Annotated in this window: 20 protein-coding genes; 10 read left to right on the top strand and 10 right to left on the bottom strand. The window is 40.3% G+C overall.

The window, feature by feature from the left end:
* Positions 1-63 precede the first annotated feature (63 nt).
* Positions 64-606 (top strand): YfiT family bacillithiol transferase, encoded by a 543-nt coding sequence (locus ACULLH_RS09250; RefSeq protein WP_454088460.1) that lies wholly within the window; start codon positions 64-66, stop codon positions 604-606.
* A gap of 1 nt (position 607) precedes the next feature.
* On the opposite strand, the gene ACULLH_RS09245 is transcribed toward ACULLH_RS09250, so the two are convergent.
* The 7 genes from ACULLH_RS09245 to ACULLH_RS09215 all read right to left on the bottom strand — a co-directional run bounded on the left by ACULLH_RS09245 (position 608) and on the right by ACULLH_RS09215 (position 7,478).
* Positions 608-1,093: a GNAT family N-acetyltransferase gene (locus tag ACULLH_RS09245; protein WP_454088459.1), complete on the bottom strand. Its 486-nt coding sequence runs from the start codon at positions 1,091-1,093 to the stop codon at positions 608-610.
* 43 nt (positions 1,094-1,136) lie between these two features.
* Entirely contained in the window at positions 1,137-1,457 is a 321-nt protein-coding gene (locus ACULLH_RS09240) for a cupin domain-containing protein (RefSeq protein WP_454088458.1), read from the bottom strand.
* 31 nt (positions 1,458-1,488) lie between these two features.
* A complete protein-coding gene (locus ACULLH_RS09235; protein WP_454088457.1) occupies positions 1,489-2,019 on the bottom strand; it encodes a DinB family protein in 531 nt (176 codons plus the stop codon).
* A gap of 16 nt (positions 2,020-2,035) precedes the next feature.
* Positions 2,036-2,596 (bottom strand): thioredoxin family protein, encoded by a 561-nt coding sequence (locus tag ACULLH_RS09230; RefSeq protein WP_454088456.1) that lies wholly within the window; start codon positions 2,594-2,596, stop codon positions 2,036-2,038.
* Positions 2,597-2,659: 63 nt separating this feature from the next.
* On the bottom strand, positions 2,660-5,179 hold the full coding sequence (locus ACULLH_RS09225) for a M14 family metallopeptidase (protein ID WP_454088455.1): 2,520 nt from the start codon (positions 5,177-5,179) through the stop codon (positions 2,660-2,662).
* Positions 5,180-5,268: 89 nt separating this feature from the next.
* Complete coding sequence (locus tag ACULLH_RS09220) at positions 5,269-5,643, bottom strand: PUR family DNA/RNA-binding protein (protein ID WP_454088454.1); 375 nt, start codon at positions 5,641-5,643, stop codon at positions 5,269-5,271.
* 83 nt (positions 5,644-5,726) lie between these two features.
* Complete coding sequence (locus ACULLH_RS09215; RefSeq protein WP_454088453.1) at positions 5,727-7,478, bottom strand: ABC transporter ATP-binding protein; 1,752 nt, start codon at positions 7,476-7,478, stop codon at positions 5,727-5,729.
* Positions 7,479-7,657: 179 nt separating this feature from the next.
* On the opposite strand from ACULLH_RS09215, the gene nusB reads away from it, so the two are divergent.
* The 4 genes from nusB (at position 7,658) to ACULLH_RS09195 (ending at position 10,876) form a co-directional block, all read left to right on the top strand.
* Positions 7,658-8,605 carry a transcription antitermination factor NusB gene (nusB, locus tag ACULLH_RS09210; RefSeq protein ID WP_454088452.1) on the top strand — a complete coding sequence of 316 codons (948 nt, stop codon included), beginning with the start codon at positions 7,658-7,660 and terminating at the stop codon, positions 8,603-8,605.
* 38 nt (positions 8,606-8,643) lie between these two features.
* Complete coding sequence (locus tag ACULLH_RS09205; RefSeq protein ID WP_454088451.1) at positions 8,644-9,126, top strand: DUF1573 domain-containing protein; 483 nt, start codon at positions 8,644-8,646, stop codon at positions 9,124-9,126.
* Positions 9,127-9,140: 14 nt separating this feature from the next.
* Entirely contained in the window at positions 9,141-9,428 is a 288-nt protein-coding gene (yajC, locus tag ACULLH_RS09200; RefSeq protein WP_454088450.1) for a preprotein translocase subunit YajC, read from the top strand.
* Positions 9,429-9,529: 101 nt separating this feature from the next.
* Positions 9,530-10,876 carry a Gfo/Idh/MocA family protein gene (locus ACULLH_RS09195; RefSeq protein WP_454088449.1) on the top strand — a complete coding sequence of 449 codons (1,347 nt, stop codon included), beginning with the start codon at positions 9,530-9,532 and terminating at the stop codon, positions 10,874-10,876.
* A 6-nt stretch (positions 10,877-10,882) separates the two neighbouring features.
* Here the strand turns inward: ACULLH_RS09195 and ACULLH_RS09190 are convergent, their stop codons facing one another.
* Together ACULLH_RS09190 and pepT are read right to left on the bottom strand one after the other, a co-directional pair.
* Positions 10,883-11,476, bottom strand: a complete 594-nt coding sequence (locus tag ACULLH_RS09190; protein ID WP_454088448.1) for a YdeI/OmpD-associated family protein — start codon at positions 11,474-11,476, stop codon at positions 10,883-10,885.
* A 1-nt stretch (position 11,477) separates the two neighbouring features.
* Positions 11,478-12,707: a peptidase T gene (gene pepT / locus ACULLH_RS09185; protein ID WP_454088447.1), complete on the bottom strand. Its 1,230-nt coding sequence runs from the start codon at positions 12,705-12,707 to the stop codon at positions 11,478-11,480.
* A gap of 126 nt (positions 12,708-12,833) precedes the next feature.
* On the opposite strand from pepT, the gene ACULLH_RS09180 reads away from it, so the two are divergent.
* Together ACULLH_RS09180 and ACULLH_RS09175 are read left to right on the top strand one after the other, a co-directional pair.
* Positions 12,834-13,223, top strand: coding sequence for a hypothetical protein (locus tag ACULLH_RS09180; protein ID WP_454088446.1), 390 nt, complete (start codon positions 12,834-12,836; stop codon positions 13,221-13,223).
* Positions 13,224-13,277: 54 nt separating this feature from the next.
* The gene (locus ACULLH_RS09175) at positions 13,278-14,315 is read left to right on the top strand and encodes a quinone-dependent dihydroorotate dehydrogenase (protein ID WP_454088445.1); all 1,038 of its coding nucleotides are present in this window, start codon (positions 13,278-13,280) and stop codon (positions 14,313-14,315) included.
* 9 nt (positions 14,316-14,324) lie between these two features.
* Here ACULLH_RS09175 and ACULLH_RS09170 read toward each other — a convergent pair whose 3' ends face one another.
* On the bottom strand, positions 14,325-16,400 hold the full coding sequence (locus tag ACULLH_RS09170; RefSeq protein WP_454088444.1) for a choice-of-anchor L domain-containing protein: 2,076 nt from the start codon (positions 16,398-16,400) through the stop codon (positions 14,325-14,327).
* A gap of 247 nt (positions 16,401-16,647) precedes the next feature.
* On the opposite strand from ACULLH_RS09170, the gene ACULLH_RS09165 reads away from it, so the two are divergent.
* From ACULLH_RS09165 to ACULLH_RS09155, 3 genes are all read left to right on the top strand, one after another.
* Positions 16,648-17,244 (top strand): LysE family translocator, encoded by a 597-nt coding sequence (locus ACULLH_RS09165; RefSeq protein ID WP_454088443.1) that lies wholly within the window; start codon positions 16,648-16,650, stop codon positions 17,242-17,244.
* 19 nt (positions 17,245-17,263) lie between these two features.
* The gene (locus ACULLH_RS09160) at positions 17,264-18,127 is read left to right on the top strand and encodes a hydroxymethylglutaryl-CoA lyase (protein WP_454088442.1); all 864 of its coding nucleotides are present in this window, start codon (positions 17,264-17,266) and stop codon (positions 18,125-18,127) included.
* Between the two features lie 153 nt (positions 18,128-18,280).
* Positions 18,281-19,459: a hypothetical protein gene (locus ACULLH_RS09155; RefSeq protein WP_454088441.1), complete on the top strand. Its 1,179-nt coding sequence runs from the start codon at positions 18,281-18,283 to the stop codon at positions 19,457-19,459.
* Positions 19,460-19,517 lie beyond the last annotated feature (58 nt).

The following is a 19,517-nucleotide window of genomic DNA, read 5'->3' as shown; positions in this document are numbered from 1 at the left end:
TCATGCAATGACTTTAGTCATGTAAAGGTGATTTGAAAAAGTAAAGTTTACTACTTTTAACCTATGGAAAAAAACACTTTGGAACAACTTCGCTATCCTGTCGGAACATACAAAATTCCGGAGACCATAACCCAAGAACATCTGGATGAATGGATTGATATTTTGGAAAATTTGCCAAGGCGCTTGGAAGCCATGGTTACACCTCTCTCTGATGAACAATTGGAAACTCCGTATCGGCCGGAAGGTTGGACGGTAAGACAATTGGTGCATCATATTTCAGACAGTCATCATCACAGCTATATTCGCTTTAAGTGGGGCTTAACGGAGGATAACCCTGTAATAAAACCCTATTTTGAGAAAGAATGGTCCAAACTGTTTGATGCGCAGTCCGCACCCATTCAAATGTCATTGGATCATTTAAAGGCGGTGCATGCCAAATTGGTGTATTTGCTAAAAGGACTTTCCAAAGAAGATTTAAAGCGAAAATTTACGCATCCAGAAGGGAACGAGGAGACTACATTGGAGGAGAATATTGGGCGATATGCTTGGCATGGCAGCCATCATTTTGCTCATATTGAAAATCTAATTAAAAGGGAGGGGTGGTAACCTAAAGGGGTTTTGTAAGCACCCACATGGCCTTTTCTGAGGGTATGGCTCCCGGTAAGTCCAACCTACCTTCTTTTTTTATAGTGAAACCATTTTTCAGATAGAATTTAATTGGACCTCCTTTTTGCATGGTGTCCAACCATAAAATCTTTTTACCCAGGTTTTTGGCATAACTTTCAATTTTTGAAAGTACCTTTTTGCCAAATCCTTTACCTGAATATTCCTTTAAAAGGTAAATTTTTTCAGCTAATAGCGCATTTTTAGCTGAATGTTCGTCAAGGTTGGCATCTTTTATAAGTTTTACAATACCAATGACACTGTTTTTCACTTTTACCAGAAAATTTAAGCTATTGGAATCGAGTAACTCTTTTTTGACCACAGATTCGGTAAAACTTTTATTGATATAGGGATTTGGATTTTCATCTTTCCATAAATGCAGATAGTGTTGATTGTATGACTTTTTACCTATCGAAATATATGTCGCCATGGTTAAAGAACTCACCGGTTCCAAAAAAACTTCCTCCACCATTTTATGCTTTTTCACCTCCTTCTGGACCATAAAATATGACCCAGGTCGAAAAATCGTCGGTAAAATTCTCAAAACGATGCTCGACTCCCGCCGGCACGAACAGAAAGTCCCCCGGCTCAAATGTGGTACGAACCCCCCCGTTTAAGAATTCTCCTGTTCCTGATGCCACCACATAAACTTCGTCCCTGGTATGTGGTTGTTGAAGGTCTACCTTTTCCGGTTTGTAAATTTCAACCGCAAGTGTTCCATGTTCAAATAAAGTAATGAATGGAGAATCATGTTTGGCCAATTCTTGCAAGGCATGCTTGGGATTGATTTTCATTGTGCTATTAGATTAAATTGCAGGAATTCAATTACTTTATGTCTTGAAGAACCGATAAATATTTTTTCCACGGACCGACTTCAACTTTATAATTCTTAGCCATTACCCTTGTTATTTGATTGATATGTCCTAAGTCATGCGCAACCCATGTTGCCAACAACTGTTTGAGTGTAACAGGCCCAAATTCAGGATGTATCCCCTGCTTCTCCAAAGTTTGTTCGGTAATGTTCAGTGACTTCAGCTTACGGATAGTTTCAACCCTAACTTCACTGAACTCTATAAGCAATTGTTCCAAGGTCTTGCCTTTGCTGCTCTCAAACTGGGCGAATCTATCAAAGGGAACGAATGTTTTATCGTCGCCTTCACTCAAAATAATCATTGCACGTGGAATCCAATCCGTTTTCTCACCATGAATCAGGTGTCCCACAACATCATATGGGCTCCATGTATCACCGCCTTCATTGGTTTTGAGCCAAGTTTCGGGAAGTCCTTTCAACAAATTTGAAATGACCTCAGGAGTTTTGGATAGTATTTGTATGCCTTCCGCTAGATTAAATTCCATGTGCTCGAACCTTGGTTCAATGGGCTATCCACTTAATATTACAACCAATACTGGGTTTTTGGTCTTCATCAATTGCACTACCACTTAAAAGTGCGTTCATCGCACCGCGCAGATCGGAACCGGTCAAAGGAATGCCATTTCCGGGTCTTGAATCATCCAATTGCCCACGATATACCAACTTTAGGCCTGCATCAAAAAGATAGAAATCTGGGGTGCAAGCAGCGTCATATGCTTTTGCCACCTTCTGTGTCTCATCATATAAATAGGGAAAGGTATAATCCTCTTCATGCGCCTTTTGTTTCATCAGATGGGGAGCATCTTGGGGATAGTTGACGATATCATTACTTGAAATGGCAACAAAATGGATGCCTTTAGATTGATATTCCTTCGCCATTTTTGAAATCTCTGGATTAACATGGATCACAAACGGGCAATGATTACATATGAACATAACCACTGTACCCTTTTCACCCTTAATTTCTTGAAGGGAGAGTTCCTGTTCTGTAACAGCGTCCGTTAGACTGAAATCTGGTGCACTTGTGCCCAAAGGAAGCATGTTGCTGGGAGTTCTGGCCATTTTAGTTTTTACTTTAAAATTAAGTTATTTATCCCAAATGTAATATGTTGCAAAGGGTCTTACCTACATCATCTGACCAAAGAAAATAGCATTCATAAGCAGCTTGTTGGTACCGTACCAAAATGCCCTGAAATTGGTATTGTCCGTAAACAAAATCACCCTTCCTTTACCCAGCCGGTTGACTTTAAAAGGAACACTGTTCTTGATCAGTTCCGTGTTCTCCTCAGAAATATATCCACTTAACAAGGGATTGGTGGTGTACTGGATGGGATTGTCATAACTGTTCTTTTCAGGTTTGAGGTAAATATTGGTGTTTCTGAACAAGGCCAGTCTATCATTTTTATACCCATAATTGATGGGATGCGAGCGGTCCAATTTTGCTTCAAAAATGGCTCCTCCAGTGACTTGCGCCCCGCTAAAGCTATTTTTCTGGTCAAAAGGAATATTTTTTGCAACCAAGGTATCCACTTTTAATTCCAAAGGCATTAATTCGGAAGTCTTAAACCAGTTTGCAACCGTGCGATATCCAATCACCGTACCTCCTTTTTTTACCCAATCTTTTATCTTTTCCGCTCCTTTTTTGTCCAGGATATTGTTTCCCCAACCGCTGGGTAGAATTAAATCGGTGTATTTGTCCAAATTGACAGTTTTGAAATATTCGGTATCCAGTTTGGTGATTTTCATATCGTAACGCGTGTCGAACAAATGCCAAATTTCTCCGGCATCATAAGAGCGGACACCTTCGCCTACCAAAATCGCTACTTTTTGCTTCTTAACGGGGTCGAAATCATTGCTTCCAAGATCGATTCCTTGTGTAAGACCTGTAGACACTGGAGTTATTTGAATTCTACTTTCGTTGGCCACTTGTTTCAAGAAACTGTAAAGCTTTTCTGGATCAAGGACTTGATTTTGGACGGGAACCATAATCGTTCCATAATCGTATTTCTTTCCTTCAAGGGTAAAAGGAGATTTCGCCGTTTTGGCACGCAAACCTTTTTCCAAGATTTTGTTCAAAGCCTTCGGTGTATAATATTCATGCCATTCAAATAAATAGGCATAATTACTTTTGCTATCGACCGAACCTTCGTGAGGTTTAAAATCTGTTACTTCAGCACCCGCATTGGACATGGAACTTAAGTTGGCATAGTCCACATTGAAGGCCAAGGGAAACGTCCAAGCGGACACGTCATAAAAAAGACTGTCCTTGAATGTTGTTCTTTTTTCGAACATGGTGTTGATCAAACGCGGATTTTTTTGATTTAATGGTACGATATACCCATGTCCTTTCTTGAACGTTTTTCCGGAAACCGAAACATCGGAAGCAAGTTCATGGAATTTGATTTGATGTCTATTCAAAATTTCAGCCAAATGCCATGTTTTTGATACATCCTTGCTGTCCCCAAAAATGATGGCCCTTGATTTGTTTCGGGCTCCTTCGGCACGCATGTCAGCATAAAACTTTTGTTGATAGTCCAAAATCTTGGTGCGCATGTTTTGGGCGGCATCAACAGTGGAAAGAGCAGTTGTGAACTGGTTTCTGATGGTAAACGGAAATGTTAGAATGCCATTTTCACTCTCCTGAATGTGCCCGCGGGAGCTTCCTTGTTCAAAAAGGATTCCGATACTTCCATTGACATCCGGGAAAGTGGATCCCTTTCCGTAATAATAATCATCAAAATTTTCTTCGGAATAGTACAGCGACCCTATTTTGTCTAGTGCCTTTGCATGGTAGGTGGCTATTTCACGGGTCAACTCTTGATTTATCTGCGGGGTCAAAGGATTGACTCTTGAAGGTTCACCAGGTTGAAAAAAGAATGTGGAATTCGTGCCCATTTCATGATGATCGGTAAGAATGTTGGGTAACCATTTATGAAATGTGGCTATTCGCGCCCTGCTTTCAGGTAATTGCACAGGTAACCAATCACGGTTCATATCGAACCAATAATGGTTGGTACGGCCTCCAGGCCATACTTCGTGATATTCGCGTTCGTTGGGGTCGGGATTCAGATTCTGGCTTTTATTGATGTTTGCCCAGTAGGCAAAACGTTGTAGCCCATCCGGATTAAAACTTGGATCTAACAGAATCACCATGTTTTTCAACAACTCTTCTATTTTTGGACCTTGGGCCGCTGCCAAATAATAGGCATAGGCCAATGATGCGTTTGAGCCACTTGGTTCATTGCCATGTATTGAAAACCCCTGATAAACCACTATGGGCATGTTGGAGGTATCAGCGGCATTGGTCCCATTGGAAAGGGCCAAATGTTGCTCTCGGATGGATGTAATGTTTTGATGGTTTTCTGGAGTGGTAATCGTGAGCAAAAGAATTGGTCTCCCCTCAAAGGTGTTCCCACGATCTTCTATGGTTATTCTATCACTTGAGCTGGCAAGCTGTTGCATATAATACACCAATTTATCGTGCGTCACATGCCATTCTCCCACTTCATGTCCAATAATTTCCTTTGGGGTAGGAATGTTTGGGTCATAGGTTACATCTTGGGGAAGATAATAGTCAAGTGATACGTTTTGGGCGGAGAGGTTGAAAGCCAAAAAGGCAAGCCCTAACAAGCTGAGTTGTTTCATGCGATTATTTTGAATGAATTAGTCTATGTTAAAAATAAAAAACGGCCTGCTCAAAGCAGACCGTTTTATCATTTTTTTATGACCCTGATTTAAATATCATCAAAATCAACATCAGTGAAATTTTCCGTCGTGGAACCATTTTCACTGGCTTTGTTTTCATCGTCTTTCTTAAAATCCTTTTGATGGCGTTCTGAAATTACCTCATGTCCTTTTTCATCAATGATGTAATCCATCATTTCCTCCATGATTTTTTTGAAGGAACTAAAGTCTTCTTTGTACAAATAGATTTTATGTTTTTTGTAGTGAAAAGAACCATCGTCATGAGTGAACTTTTTGCTTTCCGTGATGGTCAAATAGTAATCGCCAGCTTTTGTGCTTCTAACATCAAAAAAGTAGGTTCTTCTTCCGGCTCTTAAGACTTTGGAGTAAATCTCTTCTTGATCCATTATATCTTTATCGCTCATATGGTCTAGTGTATCTATGTTAGTGCAATGATGTATAATTCTACCAAAAATGTAAAAAAAATGCTAATCCAGCAACTTTTTTCCTATTCTTTCTCAGAGAGTTGGTTTAGGTAAAGTTCTTTATAGTAACCTTCAACATTGTTCAGTTGTTCATGGGAGCCCTCTTGAATTATTTCGCCATTTTCCAACACAATGATCTTGTCGGCATTTTTAGCGGACGATACCCTATGGCTTACAATTAAGGTCGTTTTGTTCTCGGATACCTGCTTAAGATTGTTCAATATTTCCTCCTCAGTCTCCGTGTCAACAGCTGATAAACAATCATCAAAAAGATAGATTTTAGGATCTTTCAACAATGCTCTGGCTATGGATACCCTTTGCTTTTGTCCTCCACTTAAAGTAATGCCCCGTTCTCCTAAAATGGTATTATATTTTTTTGCAAAGCCTTCTATATTTTCGTGAACCACTGCTTTTTTGGCCACATCCGTGATTTCCTCGAAGGAGGCATTCTCATCTCCAAAACGGATATTGTTCTCGATCGTATCCGAGAAAAGGAAAGCATCTTGCGGTACAGCACCAACCGAGCCTCGAAGACTATTCAGGTTTAATTGCTGCACTGGAGTTCCATCAACAAGTACCTCACCGGAACTGACATCATAAAGTCTGGCAACCAAATCAAGAATGGTCGATTTTCCCGATCCGGTTTTTCCAAGGAAAGCAACCGTTTCACCCGCTTTTATATTGAAAGACATGTTTTTGAGCGCAGTAATATTGGTGTCGTCGTAAGTGAAGGTCACATCTTTAAATTCGATATTTCCTGAAATCGGGGTAGGTTGTGCAACTTCATTTTTGATGGAAGGCTCTTCCTTCAAGAATTCGTTGATTCGTTTTTGGGAAGCTTCGGCCCTTTGGATAATCGATGTAAGCCAACCTACAATGGCCACGGGCCATGTCAACATATTTACATAAAGAATAAATTCAGCGATGATACCGATGGATGCGATCTCACCGTCGATATACTGTTTTCCGCCAATGTAGATGACAAATATGTTGCTGATGCCTATCAACAAAATCATCAAGGGGAAAAACCATGCATTCACCTTGGCCAAATCCATACTAGTTTCCTTGCCTTCCTCTGCCAAATCCTCAAGTTCCGTGTTGATTTTTGGTTCAAGGGTATATGCCTTAATTACCGCAACCCCCGAAAAGGACTCCTGGGTAAAGGTGGATAGCGTCGATAAAAACTCTTGGACCCTGGTACTTCTTTTATGAATGATTTTACTGATCTGATAAATCAAAACTGAAAGTATGGGCAATGGAATCAAAGTATAAGCTGCCAGACTGGGAGCTTTTATGAACATCAAGGGAATGATACAAGCGAACATTGTCAAGGTATTCATGCCATACATGATCGCTGGCCCCACATACATGCGCACTTGATTGATATCTTCACTGATACGATTCATCAGGTCACCAATTCTATTCTTTTTATAAAAGGCCAAATTGAGCAGTTGATAATGATCGAATACCTCGTTCTTTAAGTCAAACTCAATATAACGGGATACGTTGATGATGGTCTGGCGCATTAAAAAAGTAAAGAGGCCCGATAAGACGGCAGCGCCCAGGATAATCAGAATGAACTCAAACAAAAGTTCCTTCGCTTCGTTTTCGCTGATGGTTTTGGCAAACACATCCTCCAAAGCCTGAATTGACTTATTGATGTATGACGGTGTGATAAGCGAAAAAACACGGGCAATAATGGTGATAATAATCCCCATTAAAAGTTTGGCCCAATATTTTTTAAAGTATTTATTTAGATGTTTTAGTTCCTTCATAAGAAGAAATGGTGGGTTTTAGGCGTGGTTCTTGAATGACAATTCAGCAAATATATGCCATCGATTACAAAGTAAATGTTATAAAACTGATAAGAAAGCAACTTTGATAGGTAGGATTGAAATATAAGATTACTTTTGCGCAGTGAAAGCCAATCATAGACTTAAAAAGTTCTTTTAAAATGCTTACCAGAAGGCACATCAGAGTAAAAGTGATGCAATGTGTATACGCATTGGTCCAATCCAAAGATGACTCTTTGGAGAAGCAACAGAAGTTTCTAAAAGTGAGTATAGAGAACATGTATGTGCTCTATCTACTTATTTTAAGTTTATTGTCCGAATTGCATCAGCTTGCCGAAAAGCACGTTAAGCATGCCTCCAAAAAGTACTTGACCACAGAGGACGACAATTTTCCCGACCCCAAGAAGTTTGTGAACAATCAGTTGTTGGTACAGATTTCCAACAATAAATTGCTTCAAAATGAGCTTTCCAAGCGAAAGTTAAACAATTGGTACCTCAATGAAGAATACATAAAGATCATCTACAAAGAGATAGTCTCAAGTGATATTTATAAAGCGTACATGTCCAATGAAAAAACAGGATATGAAAACGACAAAGAGGTTGTACTTCAGCTCTATAAAAATATCATAGCACCCAATGAAAAAATCTATGAGTACTTTGAAGATGACAAGCTTACATGGGTTGACGATGTTCCTATTGTAAACACCTTTTTGGTCAAGCGCCTTCGTAAAGCTTCGGCAACGTCCAATGAGAAATTCTTTTTACCATCCTTGCTCAAGGATCAACAAGATATGGACTATGCCAATGAACTCTTGACCAAAACATTGCTCAATGATGCAAAGTGGGAAAAGGAAATAGAAGGTAAAACACCCAATTGGGACAATGATCGTATAGCGGAGATAGATTCTATCATTCTAAAAATGGCCATTTGTGAACTGCTCAATTTTCCGTCAATTCCAGAACGGGTTACGTTAAACGAATATTTGGAAATTGCCAAGGAATATTCAACCCCAAAAAGCAGTATTTTCATTAACGGGGTATTGGATAAATTGGCAAAAGAATATAAGTCAACTGGAAGGTTACAAAAAATTGGAAGAGGACTTCAATAAACAATATTTCTTTATTTTTGGAAAAATAAAATTTTATCATGAAGAAAATAACAACAATTTTAAGTTTGATTATGGCAGTTGCGTTGGTTAGCGTATCCTGCAAAGACAAAGCCTCGAACAAAATAGTTGCAGACAACGTCGAAAATGCTACGGATAGGGATGAAGCGCAAAAGCAGCTTCCTATAATGAGTTTTGAAAAATCTGAGCACGATTTCGGCACCATAGCCCAAGGAACACCGCAAGAAACCGTATTTAAGTTTACCAATACCGGTAGTGCACCGTTGATTATTACAGATGCTAAGAGTAGCTGTGGTTGTACCGTTCCAGATTATCCAAAGAACACTCCTATCGCACCGGGTGCTACAGGGGAACTTTTGGTAAAATTCAATGGTTCTGGACAAAACCAGGTAACCAAGACGATTACCGTTACCGCAAATACCGAAAAAGGAACAGAATTGTTAAGAATCAAGGCTTTTGTTAACCCAAAAGACGCTGCACAACAGGCCGGTCCTGTTAAATAAGAGTTAAAGTTTAGATGGAAAACCTAGGACAGTTTTTTCCACTGATATTGATTTTTGTGGTGGCTTATTTTTTTATGATAAGACCGCAGATCAAACGTCAGAAGGATGAGAAAAAGTTTACTTCGGAGCTTAAAAAAGGTGATCGGATAATTACCAAAAGCGGGCTTCATGGAAAGATAGTTGAATTGAATGACAAGGATTTTTCCTGTGTCATCGAAACTATGGCAGGTCGTTTAAAATTTGACCGTTCCGCCATTTCCATGGAGATGAGCAGAAAATTAGCAGCTCCAGCAAAAAAATAAACTAAGATTTAATCGTAAAAAAGAGCACCCATTGGGTGCTCTTTTTGTTTGTGCCCAGAATGGCAAAAAAAGTGATAACTTGATGAGCATCAATTTATATCATGGAAAACAGAAGAAACTTTATCAAAAAAAATGCCTTGTTCATGGGAGGTATGGCTGCCTCAACCTTGCTTCCATTAGATCTTTTAGCATCAATTCGAAAACCCATTGGCGCCAATGACCGGATCAATGTCGGGTTGATTGGATGCAAGGGTATGGGCTTTTCCAATTTGACATCGATGTTAAAAATGTCGGAGATAAATGTTTTGGGACTTTGTGATGTAGATGAAAATGTATTGAAGCAGCGCACAGCGGATTTGGAAAAAGCCGGACTCAAAAAGCCAAAACTTTACAATGATTACCGAAAACTGTTGGAAAACAAAAATCTGGATATTGTAATTATTGGTACGCCAGACCATTGGCACTGTCTTCAGTTGATCGATGCAATTGATGCAGGAAAAGATGTTTATTGTGAGAAACCCATTGCCAACTCAATAGCAGAGTGTGATTTGATGTTGAACAGGGTAAATGCCAACGACCGTATGGTGCAGATAGGCCAATGGCAACGTAGCCAACCTCATTTTGTGGATGCCATTAATTATGTCCATTCAGGGGCATTGGGTAAAATACGTATGGCCAAGGCTTGGGCCTTTCAAGGTTGGATGAAACCTGTGCCTGTTGAGCCAGACAGTGCAATTCCTGCAGGTGTTGACTATAAAATGTGGCTGGGTCCAGCCCAAGATCGCCCTTTCAACAAAAACAGGTTCCACTTTAACTTTAGATGGTTTTGGGACTATGCAGGGGGATTGATGACCGATTGGGGAGTACATTTAATAGATTATGCTCTCTACGGCATGAAGGCCTCAACACCTAAATCTGTAATGGCGTTGGGCGGAAAATTTGCCTATCCAGAAGATGCTTCGGAAACTCCAGACACCTTACAAACGGTCTACGAGTTTGATGATTTTACCTTGTTATGGGAGCATGCCACTGGTATCGACGGTGGTAATTACGGACGAAACCACGGAATTGCCTTTATTGGGAACAATGGCACCTTGGTGTTGGATAGGGGAGGATGGGAGGTAATCCCAGAAAACAACCGTCCAAATTGGAGTGATAACCTTGGTCCAAAAATTCAACCCGTTCCACTACAACCCAGCATAGGAAATGGGCTTGACTTACATACCGCCAATTTTGTGGAAGCGGTAAAACAAAGAGATAAAACCATACTGAGGGCGCCGATAAAGGTGGGATACGATGCGGCCAAAGTTTGCCATATGGGCAATATTGCTTACAAGACCGGAGAGCGGTTATTCTGGGACGGGGAAAAATCCAGTTTCAATAAAAGTGAGGCTGATTTGCTACTGAACAATACCTATCATAATGGGTGGAAGTTGCCAAAAATATAGATTCTATTATCTATAAACATCATTAAGGCCAATTCCTTTTGCGATCATGGGTAGGATTTTCTCCAACCTTCTGATTTTGGTCTTTTCTTGCTTGGCATCGGCTATGTATTCGCAAAATTCTTTTTGCTTGTAAGGAGAAAAATTCCCGAACGCCGTCTTGATAGCGTTGTCTTTGTCTAGAGCTTGTTCCAGCTCTATAGGAACCTGTGCTGTTTTGGACGCCTTTTCAGGGACGATAGTAAGTCCCTTTTTCTGATTTTCTATGGCCTCGTTCATATAGTTGAGCACTTCCTCAGCTTCTATAGCCTCCATAGATTCAAATTTCCAGTGTCGCATACCCTTGGTTTTTCCTTCTTGGGCATTGCTCAATACTTTTTTTGGATCACTTAAGAAGGAGCCATTGAAAAACCATACACCAAAGTGGTTTTTGAATTTACAGATGCCAAATACATTTTTGTTGTCCACGGTATACACGGGAAAGTTCCATTTGTAGGCTTCAACGCTGTCCGTTTGCAAAGCCAACTTTCTCAACGCTTTGATTTCTTCTTTGTACCGGTGTTCGGTTTGATAGTAGACATCGATTTTTTCTGTTTTTTCCATATCACTTAATTTGGGCTGCGGTCAATTCGCAGATTTTTACAATTACTTGTACGGCCTTTTCCATACTTTCAAGGGGAACATACTCATATTTTCCGTGAAAATTATGTCCTCCTGCAAAAATATTGGGACAAGGTAAGCCCATAAAGCTCAACTGGGAACCATCGGTCCCTCCGCGTATGGGCTTTATTATGGGTTCCAACCCCAACGATTCCATGGCTTCCTTTGCAATCTCGACAATATGAAAGACAGGTTCTACCTTCTCGCGCATATTGCGATACTGATCTTTGATCTGTAATTCGATACAATCACCATATTTTTTGGAAAGTTTTGTGGCAATATCCTCCAAAAGTGTTTTTCGCGCCTCGAAATGCTCCATGTCGTGATCACGAATGATAAGTTCAATTTCTGCATTTTCAATTTCACCACTTATTTTATGAACATGAAAAAAACCTTCCCGGTCAGTGGTATGTTCGGGAACTTCCCTCGGCGGAAGTAAGCTTAAGAATTCATTGGAAATACCAATGGCGTTTACCATTTTATCTTTGGCATACCCAGGGTGTACACTTTTCCCAGCAACGGTTATTTTGGCACTGGCCGCATTAAAGTTCTCGAACTCCAGCTCCCCAACTTGGCTTCCATCCATGGTGTATGCCCAATCTGCGCCAAACTTTTCCACATCAAACTTATGGGCTCCTCTACCAATTTCCTCATCTGGGGTAAATGCAATCCTGATTTTTCCATGCTTGATTTCGGGATGTTTCACCAAATATTCCATAGCGGTGATGATTTCAGCTATGCCTGCTTTGTCATCTGCCCCTAAAAGCGTGGTCCCGTCTGTTGTGATCAATGTTTGGCCCTCATATAATAGGAGATCCTCAAAATAGTCAGGTGAGAGTACTATATTTTTGTTTTTATTGAGAATAATATCTTTCCCGTCATAATTCTCAATAATCTGCGGTTTTACATTCTTTCCACTAAAATCGGGGGTGGTATCAAAATGCGAAATGAACCCTATGGTAGGAACAGCTTTGTCAATATTGCTGGGTAAGGTGGCCATAATGTAGGCGTGCTCATCAATTGAAACCTCCTGCATTCCAATCTGATGGAGTTCCATGACCAACTTTTTAGCAAGATTCCACTGTTTTTCAGTGCTCGGAGTAGATTTGGAGTTGGGGTCGCTTTGGGTATCTACCGACACATATTCAAGAAATCGGGGTAATAATTTTTCCATAATGTGCGTTTCATCAAAAATAACGTTTATTCAATCGTGATTTTAAGAAAAAAAGGACCTTTAAACCTATCTTTCCCTTTCTGAATACCGACCATATTGAGAAAAACTATTTTTTATTTTGTACTGATGTCAGGAATTTTCTGCTCAGCCCAGGAAGAATGTATGCTGGGAATAGGTGGAGGAAATGATGATTCCATAGCTGAGGTTTTCCAACTCAACGAGGAACAGCAGGAAAAACTAAAGAATTGGAGCGCCGAACTAAACGTTAGGAACGGGCTTTTAAAAGATCGGGCAAAATTCCTTCTAAAACGCAATGCGCAAAGCTCACCTGAAGATTTGATGTCCATGTCCTTCAAATATCGTGGACTTTTGGACAGTATGAGGAAAAATGTGCAAATGTTGGACAAAAGACTGCTTTCCATTTTTAACGATAAACAATACAATCTTTATATGGAGTTATGTGGACAAATGATGTTGCAGCCTATATATATAGACAGGTCAGTTGACGAAAAATAACCGATTTCTTAAAATGTGAATTCAGAGTTTATATTTTTGTTCAAAATTTTTTAAATGTACAAGCTCCTTGTTCGTCCCCTGCTATTTACGCTCGATGCCGAGACTGCACACCATTTTTCCTTTTGGGCTATAAGGACACTTTCCAAATTTGGGTTCAATCGGCTTTTTCGAAAAATATGGGCTGTTAATGATCCAAAGCTTGAAAGGGAGGTTTTTGGGTTAAAATTTAAGAATCCAGTAGGTCTTGCCGCTGGTTTTGACAAAGATGCCCGTTTATACAATGAACTTTCTGATTTTGGCTTTGGTTTTGTTGAGATAGGTACGTTGACACCCAAACCGCAAGAAGGAAATCCCAAGAAACGATTATTCCGATTGTTGGATGATGAGGGAATAATTAACCGAATGGGATTCAACAACAAAGGTGTTTTTGAAGCAGCAGAACAGTTGAAAAAGGACCATCGCGTATTGATAGGTGGAAATATTGGCAAGAACAAGGTGACCGCCAATAAAAACGCCATAAAGGACTATCTGATCTGTTTTGAGGCGCTTTTTGACCATGTAGATTACTTTGTGGTAAACGTAAGTTCTCCGAACACTCCAGGACTGCGTGAACTTCAGGATAAGGAACCGCTGACCAATTTGTTGAAAAAGCTAAAACGACAAAATTCCAAACAAGCAAAAAAGTCGAGTTCGGTGGAAAAACCCATACTGTTAAAAATTGCTCCGGATCTTAGTGATGACCAATTGATGGATATTATTTCAATTGTCAAGGACACCAAAATTGAGGGAATAATAGCAACGAACACTACGATTTCTAGACAAGGGTTGAAATCACACCTGATTTTAACCGAGGAGAAAGGCGGACTTAGTGGTAAACCATTAACCAATAGAAGTACCGAGGTAATCCGATTCTTGGCGGAAAAGAGCAACAAGGCTTTCCCGATAATTGGAGTAGGAGGGATACATTCTCCCGAGGATGCAATCGAAAAACTTGATGCAGGTGCCGACCTGATTCAGCTGTACACTGGTTTTGTTTATGAAGGGCCTGGCTTGGTAAAAAGTATCAATAAGGCCATACTGGAACGTTCTTAGATGACCATCTTATCGCTTTAATGTAAAGTGACTTTTGAATTCTTTTCTTACACCCTCTTTGGTATCATAGGTCAGCCTAAACCAATAATCTGTTGAAGGAGCTTTGTTTCCACGAAGTGTGCCATCCCATCCCATTTCATTATTGAATTGATGCTGGATAACACCATATCTGTCAAAAATGGTTATTTCAGGATTCTCGATTTGAAATAGGCTAACTATTGTCCATGTATCGTTTACTCCATCGCCATTTGGCGTAAAAAACCGCGGGTAGTCCACAATAAAGAACTTTTTGGACACGATGCTACATTCGTTCGAATCTTGAACGTAGGCAATATGTTCGCCAGGTTCTAGATTGGAAAAAACATTGTTGTCACCAAAATTAATCCCATCTAGGCTAAATGAATATGAACTTGGACCTTCAACATCTATAGAGACCATATGATCGTTCGCAAATAATTCACTGAGAATATTTACCTCAAAAATGGTTGGTGGTTCTGAACTGATCACATTTGTGGCAAGTGATGCTTCACAATTGAAGGCTCGACTTTCGACGACCACATGGTAGATTCCTTTTTCAGAAGGAAAATAAAAAGGGTGGTCCTCATTCGCGATAAGATTCTCCGCACTAATGGAATTTTGATACCAAGTAAATGTATAATCAGCAGTGGAAAGACCTGTATTCATTTGGGGCCGCGGTTCAATGGGAAGTCCGTTCCCATCCAAACACAAGGTGTATTCTTTCAGCAACGTAGGTGAAAAATCCAGTTGTCTTAGATGAATATCAAAAGAAGTGATTTCATAACAACTCCGACCTGAAGAAATTCGTGCATAAATGGTTTCTGAGGCTTGGCCCAACAAATAATTATCTGGCGCCGCAATAACATTTTCGAAGTTTTCCGCATCCTCCATGGACCTGTAATAATAGACCCTATATGTGTTTGGATCTAGTCCCCCGACTATACGTTGCGTATTTTCAGTAAGATCGATATAACCCCGCCCTTCATTTTCAAAATCGCAGACATTTAGGTCAACAGGAGATTCCGCAATTTGGGGTGGAGCGACGTATTCGATTTGTACTCTTCCTTCAGAAATACAGGTAACTGAAAACTCAACCTCCACTTCGTAGAGACCATCTTCTGTAACCGAAATTATGGGAACATCATCAAAATGGTTCAGCTGAACCCCATTTCTATACCACCTATAATGTTGGGCACCTGGGGCGGTAGCGTCCATTTCAAAAACATCTCCTTCGCAAAGCGGATTGCCGTTTCTTACTGTACGATTATCTCCCAACGATACATTGATGGAAAAACTACCTCCTTCAAGAAAAACAGCAGAATCCAGTTCTGCGTCCAAATTGTCTGCAATAACAAGTTTTATGGTGTAGGTTTCTCCAGGGTTTACATTGGATTGTGCTACCATACTTTTGGTTTTTCCGGTCATTGAGATATTGGATGCCGGACCGTTTATACCCCCAAAAAAGTTACGATTACGCGCACTGCACATGTCAGGTACCCCTGGCCTGATGCTGGTCACTGAAACACGGTCTTCCGAACCAGGCACAAGTGCAAGATTTTTGGAGTTACCGTTAGAATCCGTTAAAATGAATGCAAAGACATCTGAATATACACATTGAAAAGCTTCTGAATATTCTTCGGATGCAAATAGGAAATTGAAGCTTATCCTATTGGTTTGGGGAATAAAATCGAACTCGATATAGGATGCATTAAAAAGACTAGGAACACGGGTTATCTCCAACAGGTCATCGTCACCCAACCATTCCAGCGGACCTGAAGATTTGATATCAATGTTAGGGCCAACGGCATCCTTGGCATCACCTGTTGAGATGACAATACCTTCTCCATAGACAAAACTGCTTCCATTGTTGTTAAAATAGCCAATGCCGTTTATACCAAACGAAGTACCTGTCGAAGATCGGTAATTGGAAGTTTCGGCACAACTGCTATTCACCAAAACCTCGCGCACTAAGCGCTCAACCGTATAATTTTGGTCTACAGTAATTTGAGCCACTGAGGTAGCAAAGCCAAAGAATAACAGCAAAGTAAGAAATGAGGTTTTTTTCAAAACTTTTTTGAATTAGCTAGCTAAATAATACCCTTACTTTCAGGCCAAGGATAAATATAATGGTTATTATTTAAAGCGGTCTTTTGTAGAGAAAAGATTGGTTAAACGTCTGAATTCTTGGTTGTGGAACGACCTTCAGTTCATATGGTCAAGCTAATGTGGGATACAAAACCAGACTTTATTTATTTTGTACTTTTCAAACCGAAAAACACAGGTATTGGATTATGAAATTTTAATTGGATTTTCCATGGCATCAGCTGCCTTGGCGCTTGCACCGGGTCCTGATAACATTTTTGTCCTTGGGCAAAGTATCTCCAATGGCGTAAAATCTGGGATTGCCACGGTTGCAGGCTTAGTAAGCGGATGTTTGATGCATACTACTTTATTGGCTTTTGGTATCTCAGAAGTGATTAAGAGGAGCGATACCCTGTTTTGGGGAATTAAACTGTTTGGTGCAGCCTACCTTTTGTATTTGGCGGTGATGGTTTTCAAGAGTGATGATACAATTGCTGTGGATAAACAGGGACATGCTTCCAAAGGATTGGGCAAGCTTTTTTGGAAAGGATTTACCATGAATGTACTGAACCCAAAAGTTACTATTTTCTTTCTTGCCTTTTTTCCTGGCTTTTTGTTTAGCTCTGAGTTGCATCCAGTAATTCAATTTTATGTGCTTGGATTACTTTTTATGTTGATTGCGTTTGTCATTTTTGGAACTATTGCTGTATTGGCCGGGACTATTTCAAGCTATTTGTTGAGAAACCCCAGAACAGGATTTTACTTAAAATGGGTACAAATTTTTGTTTTTGTGGGTATAGCCATCTATTTGATCGTATCGGATAAATAGTGGTAATTTTACACAGACTATGGCAAAAGTGAAGCTAATAGAATGTCCTAGGGACGCCATGCAGGGAATCAAGACCTTTATTCCCACTGAGGAAAAAGTAAGATATATACAATCACTTTTGGGCTGTGGTTTTGATACCATAGATTTTGGGTCTTTTGTCTCCCCGAAGGCCATTCCGCAAATGGTGGATACAGCTCAAGTTTTGGAGCAACTAGATCTTTCCAAGACCAATAGTAAATTGTTGGCAATAGTGGCTAATACCCGGGGAGCCAATGATGCTTCACGACATGTGGCAATCGACTATTTGGGCTACCCATTTTCCATTTCGGAAAACTTCCAAATGCGGAACACCCATAAAACCATTGAACAATCGGTAGATACCTTAAAAAGTATTTTAGAGATAGCCAATGCCAACAATAAAGAAGTTGTCACATACATTTCCATGGGATTCGGAAACCCTTATGGTGACCCTTGGAATGTGGAAATTGTAGGGGAGTGGACCGAAAAATTGGCGTCCATGGGTGCCAGAATACTGTCGCTTTCCGATACCATTGGAAGTTCGACCCCAGAGGTAATAGACTATTTGTTTTCCAACCTGATTCCCAAATACCCAGAGATCGAGTTTGGAGCACATTTGCATACCACGCCAACCAAATGGCATGAAAAAGTAGATGCGGCCTATAAAGCTGGATGTAGACGTTTTGACGGAGCAGTGCAAGGCTTCGGAGGATGCCCCATGGCCAAAGATGAGCTTACCGGCAATATGCCAACAGAAAAAATGCTGTCATACTTCACTGCGGAAAAAGCGGACCCGGGAGTCAATTGGATGGTTTTTGAAGCCGCCTATAACAAAGCTACTGAGCTCTTTTCCGTATACCATTGATTCCATTTAGGCAAGGTTCAAAACACCTTAAAATGTTAAATCTCAAAATTTATTTAAATTAAGTCTAAATAAATTTGCTCCGTTTCATAGAGCGAAATATATTTGCCTCTTTCAATTTATTTTAAATTAATCTAAATAATAATAACTGAACAAATGAGGAAGTATACGCTCCTTTTAGCATTGCTAATTTCATCATCAATTTTTGCACAGACCCAAACAGATTCAATTACTTTGGACCCCCAAAAACAAATAAACGCAGCACAGCGATTGCTTTCGGGCAATTATGCATCGGCGGTCACTGTTGGAGCGTACGGAGAGATGTTGTATAACCAACCTGAAGGACAAAATGGAGAGATAGATGTACAACGTCTGGTTCTGCTTTTTGGATATCGTTTTGATGATCGCACCCAGTTTGTGACGGAAGTCGAGTTTGAGCATGTGGAGGAGGTTTTTGTGGAACAAGCCTTTGTAAATTATAACGCCGCTCCCAATCTTAATATTCGTGGTGGTTTAATGCTTGTTCCCATGGGGATCGTGAACGAATTTCACGAACCTACTACGTTTAACGGAACGGAAAGACCTGCGGTAGATGCTTCGATTATACCTACTACCTGGAGAGAGCTAGGTGTAGGAGTTACAGGAAGATTCAATTCCATATCGTTGGGTTATCAGGCCTATTTGTTCAATGGATTTAAGTCTACGGAAGCTGATGGCGAAGGTGGCGTTACCGGATTTTTGGGCGGATCAAATGGTTTACGTGGAGGAAGACAAAAGGGAATCCAATCGACCATTGATAGCCCGAATTTGTCCACAAAGTTGGATTACTATGGAATTTCTGGTTTGAGACTTGGTTTTTCAACATATTTTGGTCGTACCCAACCAGAGGATGATGTAGAGCAATTTGATGGTTCGGATATTGGAATGGCAATGTTTGGTTTGGATGCCAGATATGCATACCAACGTTTCACGGCACGAGGGCAGTTTATACATGCTTCCTTGTCCGATACAGAAGCTTACAATAATTTAACCGGAAGAGATTTGGGTAGCGCTTTGCAGGGATGGTATGTGGAAGGAGCCTATAATCTACTTCCGATAGGCAAAAGACAAAAATTGTTCGCATTTGCCCGTTATGAAAAATATGATACCCACGCCAATACCGATGGCGCATTGGTGGAGAATGAAGCTTACGACCGTACTGACGTCACAACCGGACTTACCTACCATATTGCTCCCGGTGTTGTAATCAAAGGTGATTACCAATTCAGGAGCAACGCTTTGGATGGTGATGATGTCACCGACAGACTTAACTTTGGAATAGGGGTGTGGTTTTAACCACACCTTTTTTTTGCGTTGTTGATAGATTCTTGGGCTTATTTTTATTCATAATAAG

The organism is Flagellimonas sp. 2504JD4-2, from assembly GCF_053642935.1.
This window is presented reverse-complemented; position numbering and strand designations above follow the sequence as displayed.